General features: G+C 62.7%; 12 protein-coding genes and 1 pseudogene. 8 read left to right on the top strand and 5 right to left on the bottom strand.

The annotated features are described in order from the left end of the window. Positions 1–116 precede the first annotated feature (116 nt). The 6 genes from MO486_RS13340 to MO486_RS13315 all read left to right on the top strand — a co-directional run bounded on the left by MO486_RS13340 (position 117) and on the right by MO486_RS13315 (position 5,720). Positions 117–917, top strand: a complete 801-nt coding sequence (locus tag MO486_RS13340; RefSeq protein ID WP_242908590.1) for an alpha/beta hydrolase — start codon at positions 117–119, stop codon at positions 915–917. 79 nt (positions 918–996) lie between these two features. Beyond that, positions 997–1,578, top strand: coding sequence for a TetR/AcrR family transcriptional regulator (locus tag MO486_RS13335; protein WP_242908588.1), 582 nt, complete (start codon positions 997–999; stop codon positions 1,576–1,578). 94 nt (positions 1,579–1,672) lie between these two features. Further along, positions 1,673–2,527, top strand: a complete 855-nt coding sequence (locus MO486_RS13330; protein WP_242908586.1) for an oxidoreductase — start codon at positions 1,673–1,675, stop codon at positions 2,525–2,527. Beyond that, complete coding sequence (locus tag MO486_RS13325; RefSeq protein WP_242908584.1) at positions 2,524–3,525, top strand: NADP-dependent oxidoreductase; 1,002 nt, start codon at positions 2,524–2,526, stop codon at positions 3,523–3,525. The genes MO486_RS13330 and MO486_RS13325 overlap by 4 nt, the downstream gene beginning before the upstream one ends. A gap of 136 nt (positions 3,526–3,661) precedes the next feature. Continuing rightward, entirely contained in the window at positions 3,662–4,624 is a 963-nt protein-coding gene (locus tag MO486_RS13320; protein WP_242908582.1) for a helix-turn-helix domain-containing protein, read from the top strand. A gap of 100 nt (positions 4,625–4,724) precedes the next feature. Continuing rightward, positions 4,725–5,720 carry a DJ-1/PfpI family protein gene (locus MO486_RS13315; RefSeq protein WP_242908580.1) on the top strand — a complete coding sequence of 332 codons (996 nt, stop codon included), beginning with the start codon at positions 4,725–4,727 and terminating at the stop codon, positions 5,718–5,720. Between the two features lie 122 nt (positions 5,721–5,842). Here MO486_RS13315 and MO486_RS13310 read toward each other — a convergent pair whose 3' ends face one another. Both MO486_RS13310 and MO486_RS13305 read right to left on the bottom strand, forming a co-directional pair. Then, entirely contained in the window at positions 5,843–6,460 is a 618-nt protein-coding gene (locus MO486_RS13310) for a glutathione S-transferase (RefSeq protein ID WP_242908578.1), read from the bottom strand. Between the two features lie 62 nt (positions 6,461–6,522). Continuing rightward, complete coding sequence (locus tag MO486_RS13305; protein ID WP_345779214.1) at positions 6,523–7,962, bottom strand: M20/M25/M40 family metallo-hydrolase; 1,440 nt, start codon at positions 7,960–7,962, stop codon at positions 6,523–6,525. A 140-nt stretch (positions 7,963–8,102) separates the two neighbouring features. On the opposite strand from MO486_RS13305, the gene MO486_RS13300 reads away from it, so the two are divergent. Together MO486_RS13300 and MO486_RS13295 are read left to right on the top strand one after the other, a co-directional pair. Next, positions 8,103–8,579 carry an Lrp/AsnC family transcriptional regulator gene (locus MO486_RS13300; RefSeq protein ID WP_242908576.1) on the top strand — a complete coding sequence of 159 codons (477 nt, stop codon included), beginning with the start codon at positions 8,103–8,105 and terminating at the stop codon, positions 8,577–8,579. Positions 8,580–8,689: 110 nt separating this feature from the next. Further along, on the top strand, positions 8,690–9,736 hold the full coding sequence (locus MO486_RS13295; protein WP_242908574.1) for a pyridoxal-phosphate dependent enzyme: 1,047 nt from the start codon (positions 8,690–8,692) through the stop codon (positions 9,734–9,736). Between the two features lie 39 nt (positions 9,737–9,775). Here MO486_RS13295 and MO486_RS16515 read toward each other — a convergent pair. The 3 genes and pseudogenes from MO486_RS16515 to MO486_RS13285 all read right to left on the bottom strand — a co-directional run. After that, positions 9,776–9,982, bottom strand: a pseudogene (locus MO486_RS16515) (hypothetical protein); the annotation flags it as partial. A gap of 208 nt (positions 9,983–10,190) precedes the next feature. Next, entirely contained in the window at positions 10,191–12,497 is a 2,307-nt protein-coding gene (locus MO486_RS13290; RefSeq protein ID WP_242908979.1) for a heavy metal translocating P-type ATPase, read from the bottom strand. Positions 12,498–12,552: 55 nt separating this feature from the next. Next, a complete protein-coding gene (locus MO486_RS13285; RefSeq protein ID WP_242908572.1) occupies positions 12,553–12,957 on the bottom strand; it encodes a heavy metal-responsive transcriptional regulator in 405 nt (134 codons plus the stop codon). Positions 12,958–12,983 lie beyond the last annotated feature (26 nt).

Raw genomic sequence — 12,983 nt, 5'->3', positions numbered from 1 at the left:
ACGGCCGCGCCGGTCGGAAGTCACGGTCGAGTGGCTGGCGACTGCGACCACTGCGAAAATCAGTGGCCGGCGACAGGACGCCATTGCTCCTGACTACCATGTCCTGAAGGAATTCAATGCGTGCCATCCATGCCCAGGAGATCCTGGTCGATACCCACCAGGGTCGGATCTTTGCGAAGCGCTGGAACCATGCGACCAGCGCTCCAGATGGCAATGCCCCAATCGTGCTGTTTCACGACTCCCTGGGCTGCGTGGATCTGTGGCGCGATTTTCCCGAGCGCCTTGCCCGTGCGACCGACAGGGATGTGATCGCCTACGATCGCCTTGGGTTCGGCAAGTCCGAACCGCATCCGGGCACGCTGGATGGCAACTTTGTTCGCGAGGAGGCACAAGGTGCTTTTTCCGCGCTGCGCGAACAGTTGGAGATCGAAAGTTTCATCGCATTCGGGCACAGCGTCGGCGGCGGCATGGCCGTTGCGTGTGCGGCAACCTACACGCAGGAGTGCCATGCCCTGATCACGGAATCCGCCCAGGCGTTCGTCGAAGATCGCACGATCGCGGGCATCCTCGATGCCAAGCGGGCCTTCGTTTCGGAAGGCCAACTTGATCGCCTGAAGAAGCATCACGGGGACAAGGCAGCCTGGGTTCTGAGTGCGTGGATCGATACGTGGCTGGCTCCTGACTTCGCCGGTTGGAATCTGGACGAAGACCTGCGTCGCGTGCGTTGCCCCGTGCTTGCCATCCATGGCGACAGCGATGAGTTCGGCTCCATTCGCCACCCCCAGCGTATCGGCGAGCTGACGGCTGGGCATTCGACCATCGAAATCCTTCCGCAGTGCGGGCATGTGCCGCATCGCGAGAAGGGCGACGTCGTGGCTGAGATGGTCACTAGATGGCTTGAAGCGATCGTCGCTTAGCTCGCCAAAAAAAGCCCTGCCCAACCTGCCGCATGGCCCCCTTGCGCCGCGCCTCGGAATTTAATATGATGTTAATCATATGAAACGAGCCGCCCCCAGATCCAAGGAAGCTACGCACGATCGCATCGTCGACGCCGCCGCGCGCGCCATTCGGCGCAGTGGCTACAACGGCACCGGCGTCGCCGACATCATGAAGGCCGCCGGTCTGACGCACGGCGGCTTCTACGCCCATTTTCCGTCGCGCGAGGCGATGCTCGCCGAGGCCGCCGACCGTGCCGGCAGTGAAAGCGTGGAGATGATGGAGCGCATCGCCGCCAGCTCGCCACCGCAGCAGGCGCTCCCGGCCATGATGCGGGCCTATCTCTCGGAAGAGCACCTCGAGGCGATTGAGACTGGTTGTGCAACTGCCGCGCTTGGTTCGGAGATGCCACGCCAGGCGCCTGAGGTAAGGCGCGCCGCCACGCGCCGCATCAAGGAGATGATTGACCTCGTCGCCCGCCAGTCGCCCGACTGGGGGCAGCCGGGCGCACACGAGCGCGCCCTCTTCACCGTCGCGACGATGGTGGGCGCACTGGTGCTGGCGCGTGCCGTCGACGAGCCCAGGCTTTCCGATGCGCTGCGCAAGGCAGCGCTGAAGCACCTCGCTCCGAACCAGAACTGACCCCCACTTGGAACCCCGTCTGCGCGCTCGTCCTTGAATATGACGATCATCATAAAAGCAGCACAACTTCCCCTCTCCGACTGAAGGCATCCCAATGAACATCAAAGGTTCCATCGCGCTCGTCACGGGCGCCTCGTCCGGCATCGGCCAGGCCACCGCGGAGCGGCTCGCGAAGGCTGGCTACAAGGTCTACGGCACCAGTCGACGCGGTGCGCAAGAGGGCAAGCGATCGTTCCACATGCTGCCGCTCGACGTGACCAGCGACGAATCAGTCGAAGCTGCCGTCAGCCAGCTGATCCGGTTGGAAGGCCGCATCGATCTGCTGGTGAACAACGCCGGCTTCGGCGTTGCGCCCGCCGGAGCGGAAGAGAGTTCGATCGAGCAGGCCAAGGCGATCTTTGAAACAAACTTCTTCGGACTGATCCGCATGACCCGTGCCGTCGTGCCGCACATGCGACGTCAGGGAAACGGCCGCATCATCAACATCGGCTCTGTGCTTGGTTTCCTTCCGATGCCTTACGGGGCGCTCTATGCCGCAACCAAGCATGCGGTTGAAGGCTATTCGGAGTCGCTCGATCACGAGCTGCGCACAAGAGGCATCCGGGTCTCGGTGATCGAGCCCGCCTACACGAAGACGCAGTTCGACACGAACTTCCTGGCTCCCGATGCGAAGCTCGATGAGTATCGCGAGGTTCGAGCGCTCCTCGACAAAGTGCTCAAAAAGGTAATGGCAACGGCTGAGGAGCCGACCGTTGTGGCCGACGTCGTGCTGCAAGCGGCCATCGCCGTCCAGCCAAAACTCCGGTACACGGCCGGCGGGCTCGCGAATCGCCTGCGATTGCTTCGCAGATTTGCGCCGGCTCGATTGGTGGACGCTGGCATTCGAAAGGATCTGCGACTCGATGCCCCGACTCGACTCTTCTTCACACACCCAGAGAAGCAGTCATGAAGGCATTCATCGTCGATCGCTACAAAAACAACAGCGCATTGCGCCTCGGCGAAATGCCGGAGCCGGAAGTTCGCGACCATGATGTCCTGGTCGCCATCCACGCAGCCGGTTTGAACGCGCTGGATGCCAAGATCCGGGATGGCGAGTTCAAGCTCATCCTGCCCTATCGCTTGCCGCTGATCCTGGGCAACGACGTGGCTGGGGTCGTGGTCCGTGTCGGGGCCAAGGTCCGAGGGTTCAAGCCTGGCGACGAGGTGTATGCACGGCCGAACCAGGACCGGATCGGGACGTTCGCTGAACTCATCGCCATGAATGAAGCCGACGTTGCGCTGAAGCCCAAGAATCTCACCATGGAAGAGGCCGCCTCCATCCCGCTGGTGGGCCTGACCGCGTGGCAGGTATTGATCGAACGCGCGCAGCTGAAAAAGGGACAGAAAGTTCTGATCCACGCCGGTTCCGGCGGGGTCGGCACGTTTGCCATCCAGTTGGCAAAGCACATCGGCGCAACGGTGGCGACGACGACCAGCACGGCGAATGTCGATCTGGTCAGAAGTCTCGGCGCGGATGTCGTCATCGACTACAAGAAAGAGAATTTTTCGCAGGTCCTGAATGGCTACGACGTGGTCTTGAACAGCCTGGGCACGGACACGCTCGAAAAGTCCCTCAAGGTGCTGAAGCCCGGAGGGAAACTGATTTCCATCTCCGGTCCGCCGGATATGGCATTCGCCAAAGAAAGCGGGTTGAACTGGTTCCTGCAGCAAGTCACGCGCCTGTTGAGCTCCGGCATCCGGAGGAAGGCCAAGCGGCACGGCGTCAGCTACTCGTTTGTGTTCATGCGGGCCAACGGCGAGCAGTTGAGCAAGATCACGTCGCTCATCGAATCTGGCGTCGTCCGGCCGGTCATGGATCGGATCTTCCCGTTCCAAGCGACCAACGAAGCAATGGACTACCTGGCAACGGGGCGTGCAAAAGGCAAGGTTGTCATCAACGTGAGATGACACGGGCCTTGCCCGGACGACAACCGGGGCATCGACGTGGCGGAGGCGACGTCCAGTCGTCAATCCGGTTGTCTTGCGGCATTGTTCGCAACCTGCTCCGCATTTCCTTTCAAGCGCCATGCCCAAAGTCATTTGCATGCTGGTTTATGCAGACGCCCAGTCCCTGGACATCAGCGGTCCGCTGGAGGTGTTTGCCCTCGCCAGCCGCCAGGCGCAGGAAGACGATCCGAAAAGCCCCCCGCTCTACTGCCTTCAGGTGATCGCCAAGCAACCGGGACCAGTCACGTTGGCGTCGGGCATGCGACTGCTGCCCGACATGGCGTGCGCGGACATGCCGGACGGGGTGGACACGCTGCTGGTCAGTGGCGGCATGGGCGATGCGCTGGATCGGGTGCGCGCCGACGCCGAACTGGTTGCCTGGTTGAAGCACGTATCGTCGCGGGTGCGCCGCGTCGCCTCCGTCTGTAGCGGCGCGTTGTTGTTGGCCGAAGCGGGCGTGCTCGACGGGCGCGAAGCCACCACCCATTGGCTGGACGTTGCGGAATTGAAGCAGCGTTATCCGCTGGTCCGCGTCGTGCCGGATGCGATCTACACGCACGACGCATCGGTGTGGACGTCGGCAGGCATCACGGCAGGCATGGACCTGGCACTAGCGATGGTGGCCGCGGACCACGGACTGCCGCTGGCGCTGAAGGTGGCCAAGCGCATGGTGATGGTGTGCAAGCGTTCCGGCGGGCAAAGCCAGTTCAGCCGTCAGCTGGAAGAGCTCGATCTGCCGGATCAGTTCGCGCAACTGGCGGCGTGGATCCGCGAGCACCTGCGCGCGCGGCTGGACGTCGAACAACTGGCGCAGCGGATGCACATGAGCACGCGCCAGTTCGGTCGGCGTTTTCAGGCCGTCTTCGGCACGACACCGCAGAAGTACATCGAACAACTTCGCGTCGAGGCCGCGAAGCCGTTGCTGGAGAGTACGAACAAGGACTTGAAGCGGATCGCTTCCCACTGCGGCTTTTCATCGGACGAGGCGATGCGGCGGGCGTTCGCGCGCCAGCTGGGCGTACGTCCCAGCGACTATCGGGAACGCTTCAGCGCGCCTTGAGTTGCCGCAGCCGCGCGGATGTCCGAAAGCGCGGGTTCGTTGTCCGCTTTTGCGCGCACGCCTTGCGCACGCTTGCGGCATTCCAACTCGGGGGCTTCCCATGCGCGCCTTACTGATCGCTGTGGTGATGTTGTTTTCGCTCGTTGTTCCGCGGCCGGCATCGGCCGCCCATGCGCCGCATTCAAAACCCGAGGTGCGCGTCGGCATCCTCCTCTTCGATGGTGTCCAGATCATCGACTTCTCCGCGCCGTACGAAGTCTTCGGTACCGCCGGCTTCGGCGTGGTGACCGTCTCGCATGACGGCAAACCGGTGAAGACCGCCATGGGATTGACCGTCACCCCGGACCACAGCTTTGCCGACGCGCCGGGCTTCGATGTGTTGCTGGTTCCTGGTGGTGAGGTACATGAGGCGCATCACGACAAAACGGTGTTGGACTTCGTCCGCACGCGCTCGGAGTCGGCACGCTACGTCCTGTCGGTCTGCACCGGCGCGTACATCCTCGGCGGGACCGGGTTGCTGGACGGACTCAAGGCGACCACGTTCCATAGGGCGCTGGACGGCCTGGCGAACATGTACCCCAAGGTTGACGTGGTGCGCGACGTACGCTGGGCGGACAACGGCAAGTACATCACCTCCGCCGGTTTGTCCTCCGGCATCGACGCGGCCTTGCATCTCGTGGCGAAACTGCGCGGCGAAGAGAAGGCGCGCGCTACGGCATTGCACCTCGAGTACGACTGGCACCCAGAAGGTGGTTTCGTCCGCACCCGGATGGCCGATCGCAACATGCCCAATGCGCTGGAGAAAGCCATTGCGTGGCCCAAGGACATTGCCTTCGAACAACTCATCTCCGTCGGCGACGAACGCAACTGGCGTGCGCGCCACCGCGTCACATCGAGCACCACGCCAGCCGAACTTCTGGAACTCATCGCCCGCGGCGCCGAAACGCTTGAAGGCTGGAAGCGCGAAACGGGAAGCTACCGCTGGCAGAACATCGTCGACGGGGAGCGCACGACACTGGCGTTCGCGACCTACCCTTCCGACACGAGCGGCTCGTACGAAATCGAAATCACCATTGCCGTGGATGACATCCAGTAAGCGGATGTCCGCTTTCGGCCGGTAGCGGTCTTTCGATCCACCCAAATCGACTACGGCCAGAGCGGACATACGCAACACTTGGATAAGCGGAACGCGAATTGCCTTCGCTTGACAGCAGACTGCTAATCCTGTGTTTCCCCCGATAGTGGCGTGGCACGCATCGACAGCCGGGCCTCGAACGCATCCAGCCAGGCGGAGAGGCGCGGCCGCTTCTCGCGGAAGTCCGGCAGTTCGCGGAACTCAATCCAGCTTAGTGCGGTGGCAACGGCAATATGGCCGACATGAACCGCGGCATCGACGTCCAGCTCCCGCTCCAGCCAGTCGTAACTGGCGATCATCTTCTCGACGTAGCCGTCGCGCAGCGGTGAGTAGCGCAGTGCCTCTGGCCGACGGACCGTTTCCCAGCGCACCGCTATGCCGGCGTCGGCCAGCCCTTGCGCTACCGCCTGCACGCGTAACACGTGCCATCTGGCCTCGCCGTTGACCGGGATCAGCTTCGGACCATCGTGCAACGTGTCGAAGTAGGCGCAGATCACGTCCGAATCGAAGATGGGCGACAAGCCCGGTCGCAGCAGCACCGGCACTTTGCCAAGCGGATTCTCGGCGAAGACCTGTTCGTTCCGATTGGTCGGACTGGTCTCGTGGTGCATCACTTCGACCTGCGATGCGAGACCGGCTTCGTGAGCAAACACCAGGGCTTTGCGGGCGTAGGGGGAATGGGTTTGATAGAGGAGTTTCATGGTGTGAAAGAGATCCAGTGAGAAAGGAGAAATGACGAGATCAGATCGGGTCGCGCGATGGTTCAGCTCGCCTGCACGTCTTGCAGATCGCTGGTTACAGGCATGGAGGCGATCACGCATGCATCTCGCAGCAGCAGCGCCATCGCGGCGGTGATGCGCTTTGCGTACGGGATATGCAGGAACTCGTTCGGGCCGTGCGCGTTGGACTGCGGACCGAGCACGCCTGTCACCACGAACTGTGCGTCGGGAAAGCGGTCGCCCAGCATGGCCAGGAATGGAATGCCGCCACCACCGCCGATCGGCGCGCTGGGTACGCCGAACACGCAGCTTGAGGCGCTATCAAGGCTGGCCTGCAGCCACGGCTGTGCCACAGGCGCATGCCAGCCCTGGGACACCATGTCGATTCGAAACGAAACCTTGCATTGGTACGGCGGATCCCTTTCGAGCAGTGCCTTGAGGCGCTGCGCAGCAACCTGCGGATCGAGCGTCGGGGGCAGCCGCAGACTGAGCTTGAGCACGGTCACCGGCTGCATGACCGCAGCTGCGTTCGCTACGCTCGGAAAGCCGTCGATGCCGGTGATCGCCACCTGCGGTCGCCACGAGCGATTCAGAACAAGCTCGGTCACGTCATCGTGAACCGGCGCCATATCCTCCGGAAACGGTAACGCCGAATGGAAGCCGGTGCCGAGCGCGGCCGCGGCCCGGGCTGCCTGCGCACGACGCGCATCGGGAATGCTCACATGAAACTCGCGTGCTATTTCGCCGGTGGCAGGATCCTCCAGGCGCGAGAGCAAGTAGTTCGCGATCCGGAAACTGGACGGCACCACACCCGATGCGTCGCCGGAGTGAACGCCTTCATTGAGCACGCGCACGGTCAGGGCGCCCGCCACCTGGCCTCGCAATGACGTCGTCAGCCACAGCTGGTCGTAGTTTCCACACCCCGCGTCGAGCGCAATCACGACGGCCGGAACACCGAGCCGTGGCGCCAGATGGTTCATGTAGTACGGAAGGTCCGCGCTACCCGATTCTTCGCAAGCTTCGATCAGGATCATGCACCGCGGATGTGCCTGCCCCTGCTCGCGCAGTGCCCGTACTGCGGTGATGGCGCTGAAGATCGCGTAGCCATCGTCAGCGCCGCCACGACCGTATAGCCGATCATCTTCGATCGACGGGTGCCAGGCGCTCCGCCCGTTCGTCCATCCCGTCATGGGTGGTTGCTTGTCGAGGTGTCCGTAGATGAGCACGGGCGCGCCGTCATCGCCGGGAATGTCGACGAAGATCACCGGAGTGCGTCCCGGCAGAGTGACCACGTCGACGCTCGCGCCTGGCACGTCAGCAAGTTGTGCGCGCGTCCACTGCGTCATCAATCGCACGGCTCGATCCATGTGGCCGTTGGCCGCCCATTCCGGATCGAATGCGGGCGACTGACAGGGAATCGCCACGTAGTCGAGCAACGCGGGCATAACGTCAGCCTTCCAATGCTGCTCGATGAAGTTCTGCAATCTCGAAAAATCCATTGGCCTTTGTCCCGACGGTGAGGCTAGGATGCTAGAGACGCCGTGTTGTCGAATGGCCGCGATCTGCACCCGGCTTGCGCGTTTTTTCTGCGCAGTGGCCGCCCATCGCCCGGAAACAAAAGTCCATGGAACTCGATAGATTCGATCGCCAACTGCTGAACCTGATGCAGGAGGACGCTGGACAGACGGCAGATCGCCTGGCGGAGCAGGTCGCCCTGTCGCCCTCCGCAATCCAGCGCCGCATACGCCGCCTGCGCGAGCAAGGCGTCATTACACGCGACGCGGCAGTGGTCGATCCGCGCAAGGTGGGGCGACCGACCTTCTTCATCGTTTCGCTGCAGGTCGAACGCGAGCGCCCAGAACTGCTGGCGCAGTTGCGCAAATGGCTGGCGGCACAGGAACACATCCAGCAGGCGTTCTACGTCACGGGCGAAGCCGACTTCGTGCTGATCATCACCGCGCCCGATACCGAAACCTACGACGCCCTGATGTCGCGCATGGTCGGCGAGAATCCCAACGTGAAACGATTCACAACCAATGTGGCGTTGAGCGTGGTCAAGCGTGGGCTGACTATCCCGATTCCCCTGGAGGACACCGAGTGACATCGTCGTAGGCGCGCCACACGGTTTTGGGGCGGTCATAGCGCCGCTTTTCCGCGAACGAGCATGCAATCTTGCGGCCGATCCGCGACCGCCCTCGCCATACTGGCGGCATGAACAATACCTCGACCGAACTGACCTGGGATCCCGCGCAGATTTGGGCGGATTACCAGCCGACACCGCTCCTGGAGCTGCCTGCACTGGCCCGTCGCGCCAACGTGGCTCGCCTCTTCGTGAAAGTGGAAGCTGAGCGTCCGCTTGGCAACTTCAAGGCACTGGGCGGCATGTTCGCCGGCCTGCGGGCGCTCGGCCGCGTTGCAGGCGCAGTATTTCCGCATGATCTCGGCCATGACTTGCGCGCGCCGTTGCCGCGATTGATCTGTGCCAGCGACGGCAACCACGGCCTCGCTGTTGCAGCCGCCGCCGCCCGCGCAGGGACGAGCGCCCGTGTCTATCTGCCGGTAGATGTAAGTTCGGCGCGGGCGCAGCGCATCGAGGCCTTTGGCGCCGAAGTGGTCTGGATTGACGGAACCTACGATGACGCCGTGTGCGCTGCAGCCGAGGCAGCACGAAGCGGTGAAGGTTTGCTTATTCCCGACACGACCTCCGATCCGCATGACACGATCGTCCAGGACGTGATGGATGGGTACGCAGTGATCGCGCGCGAGTTGGTCGCGCAATTTCGTGCAGAAGGAAACACCCGCCCCAGTCACCTGTTGGTGCAAGCCGGTGTTGGCGGCCTCGCCGCGGCGATGGCGGATGGACTGATGGATCTGATGCAAGCACCGCATCGGATTGTGGTCGTCGAACCAAAGTCCGCCGCATGTGTGGCTCACGCATTGGCGGTCGGACATCCGGTGCACATCCCGGGAGAGCTGCGCACATCGGCAACGATGCTGTCGTGCGGGCTAGCCTCGGCGCCAGCGCTGCAAATTCTGCAGCGCCACGACGCCCGTGCCGTAGTCGTCGACGAGGACGAACTCCGCACTGCCCCTCAAGCATTGCGCGAAGCTATGGGACCCGCAACGACCGAGTCCGGCGCGGCCGGCCTCGCCGGCCTACTGCATCTGGCCGCGAATCCTGCGTTGCGTGCGGAGCATCAGCTTGACGCAAATAGCGTTGTTCTGCTGATCGTCACCGAGGGCATTGTCAACGGCTAAGCGAACGCGCAATGGCTGCGAGGCCTGACGAAGGGCGGCTCACGGCCAAAGCGGACACAAGTTAATGGTCAGCTTGAAAACTGCCGGAACCCCGCTCCATGCCGCACCGAGAATGCGGATTGCCGAGCCGAGAAACATGGCCAGCAGAGCGACGGCTACGATTACGTCCGGCCACCCGGCATTGCGTGAGCATTCCCACACTGAGGCCAGGTTCACATCGCCATGCCGATAAGGCGTCAGCAGACGCTGCACACCACATCAAGATTCAGCAATGCCGCCACCTATCCCTTCGAAGATTGGAATGGTGGAGTTACTCAAGACAAGGGATCTACTCCAGGGTTAGCGAAACATTGAAATTTGCATTGCACTGCATCAATCCTGGGCGCGTCCATCCCGCCATCGCACGGAATAAGAGTGCACCGATGTTTGCCTAGGCAGCGCGAAGGCACCTGTATCAGTGGCAGGAAGCGGCTGGCTTGCTTTCTCTGAAGGCGTGTTCCTGACTCCGCGATGACGGTGATCGCGCCAAGCGCAGCGCATTGGTCACGACGGATACCGAACTCAAGCTCATAGCAAGCGCCGCAATCATCGGACTGAGTAACAAGCCGAACACTGGGTACAGCACGCCGGCAGCAATAGGCACGCCGATGGCGTTGTAGAGGAACGCAAAACCCAGGTTCTGTTTCATGTTGGCGACAGTGGCATCCGAGATTTCTCGTGCTCGCAGGATGCGCCGCAGATCACCTTTGACCAACGTTACCTGCGCGCTCGACATCGCCACGTCCGTGCCCGTGCCCATCGCAATGCCGACATCGGCGGCGGCTAACGCCGGAGCATCGTTGATGCCGTCACCGGCCATCGCCACACGGCGGCCTTGCGCCTTGAGCTGCTGCACCAGTTCGGCTTTATCTTTTGGTCGCACTTCGCCACGCACGTCTTCAATCCCGAGCGTGCGACCCACGGCTTCTGCAGTGGCCTGTGCATCGCCTGAGGCCATCACGATGTGCAAGCCCGCGGCCCGCAATTCGTTTAGGGCGGGCAGCGTAGTCGCCTTGATCGGATCGGCGACGGCCACCGCACCTGCCAGACGGCCTTCCACCGCCAGGAACATCACGCTAGCGCCTTCCTTGCGCAACCGTTCGGCACTTTCCAGCACGGGTGTGATGTCAGCGCCGACTTCGGCCATCAACGTTCTGTTGCCGAGTGCCAGTGCCTTTCCGGCGACGCGTCCGCGCACGCCCATGCCGGTCACCGAATCGAAATCCTCGGCGCGCTCCAGTGTCAGATTGCGACGTTTGGCCTCGGCCAGAATCGCTTCTGCGAGCGGATGTTCGCTGCCTTGCTCCAAGCTCGCCGCCAGTTGCAGCACTTGCTCAGCGGTGAAGCCTTCGGCCACGATGCTATCGCGGAACGCCGGTCGCCCCTCGGTCAGGGTGCCCGTTTTATCGACGATCAGCGTGTCGATGATGCGCAACTGTTCGATGGCTTCGGCATCCCGGAACAACACGCCGTTTTGCGCTGCGCGTCCGGTGGCGACCATGATCGACATCGGTGTCGCCAGTCCCAACGCACAGGGACAGGCAATGATCAGCACCGACACCGCGTTCAGGACGGCATAGGTCCAGGATGGTTCCGGGCCCAACAGGCCCCAGCCAAAGAATGTCAGCACGGCGATAGTCAGTACCGCGAGGACGAACCAGAACGCCACCTTGTCCGCCATGCGCTGCATCGATGCCCGAGAACGCTGCGCCTGCGCCACCAATTGCACGATCTGCGACAACACCGTTTCCGAACCGACTTTCTCCGCGCGGATGATCAGGCTGCCGGTGCCGTTGATCGTCGCTCCTATGACGCGTGCGCCGTGCGTCTTTTCGACCGGGATGGGCTCGCCGGTCAGCATCGACTCATCAACACTGGAGCGGCCTTCGAGGACCACGCCGTCCACGGGCACCTTCTCCCCTGGTCGGACGCGTAAGCGATTGCCGACGTGGACATGCTCCAGCGGAATGTCTTCCTCGCTGCCGTCGTCGTTGATACGACGTGCCGTCTTCGGTGCCAGCCCCAGTAATGCTTTGATCGCCGCGGAGGTTTTGGAACGCGCGCGCAACTCAAGTAACTGGCCGAGCAGCGTCAACGACACGATGACGGCTGCAGCCTCGAAATACACACCGACGCGGCCGTGTTCGCGAAACGAAGCCGGGAACAAGTCCGGGGCAATGGTCGCCACGACGCTGTAGCCGAATGCCGCCGCTACACCGATGCCAATCAGCGTCCACATGTTGGGACTGCGGTTACGAATCGACTGGGCGCAACGTTCGAAGAAGGGCCAACCGGCCCACAGGACGACCGGGGCGCCCAGGGCCAGTTCGACCCAGATGCGCGCCTCAGTCGTGAGGAAGGAGATGCGAGGACCCAGCATCGCCAGCGCCAGCACGAGCGCGGTCAGCGGCAACGTCCACCAGAAGCGACGCGAAAAGTCGCTCAGCTCCTGGTTGTCTTCCTCCTCCAGGCTTGGCATTTCCGGTTCAAGCGCCATGCCGCAGATCGGGCATGTGCCCGGTCCGGGCTGGCGAATCTGCGGATGCATCGGGCAGGTGTAGATCGTGCCGGTCGGCAATGGCTCTGCAGGTGCCCCGCTCGATGGTCTGAGGTGCTTCGTCGGTTCCGCTACGAACCGCTCGCGGCAGCGTGCCGAACAGAAGTAATAGTCGGCGCCCGCATGCTTGGCATGATGAGCGGTCTTCGAGGGATCGACCGACATGCCACACACCGGATCGATCACAGTGTGGGCGCTCCGTACTGGAGAATGGTCGTGATCATTGTTCATGCATTTCCTCTGCTAGCGCATTGAGGATTGGACATTGCTTGAGCGCCCCGTGCCCCGGGCAGGCCGCGACCAGGGTTTGCAACCCCGCGCGTATGCGGGAGAGTTCGGCGAGCTTGTGGTCGATGTCGACCAACTTGGCAGTGGCCGCCGCCTTGAGAGTCGCCATGTCGTCGTCGCGATGATCCGACAGTGCGAGCAACTCGCGGATCTCGTTTAAGGTGAATCCCAACGCTTTGGCCCGGCGCACGAAGCGCAATCGCGCGACATCTTCCGGCCGATAGTCGCGATAGCCAGATGCGCGCCGGGCCGGAAGCGGTAGCAGGCCATTGCGCTCGTAATAGCGCACCGTATCGATGGGAACGCCCGCTTCGCGGGCCAATTGACCGATATGCATGGGCGATTGTCCGGGGAACCTGATCG

The sequence above is a fragment of the Lysobacter sp. CFH 32150 genome, from assembly GCF_022758295.1.
In the GTDB taxonomy this organism is placed as follows: domain Bacteria; phylum Pseudomonadota; class Gammaproteobacteria; order Xanthomonadales; family Xanthomonadaceae; genus CFH-32150.
Note: the sequence above shows the minus strand (reverse complement) of the source record. Positions and strands in the feature narration are given on the sequence as shown.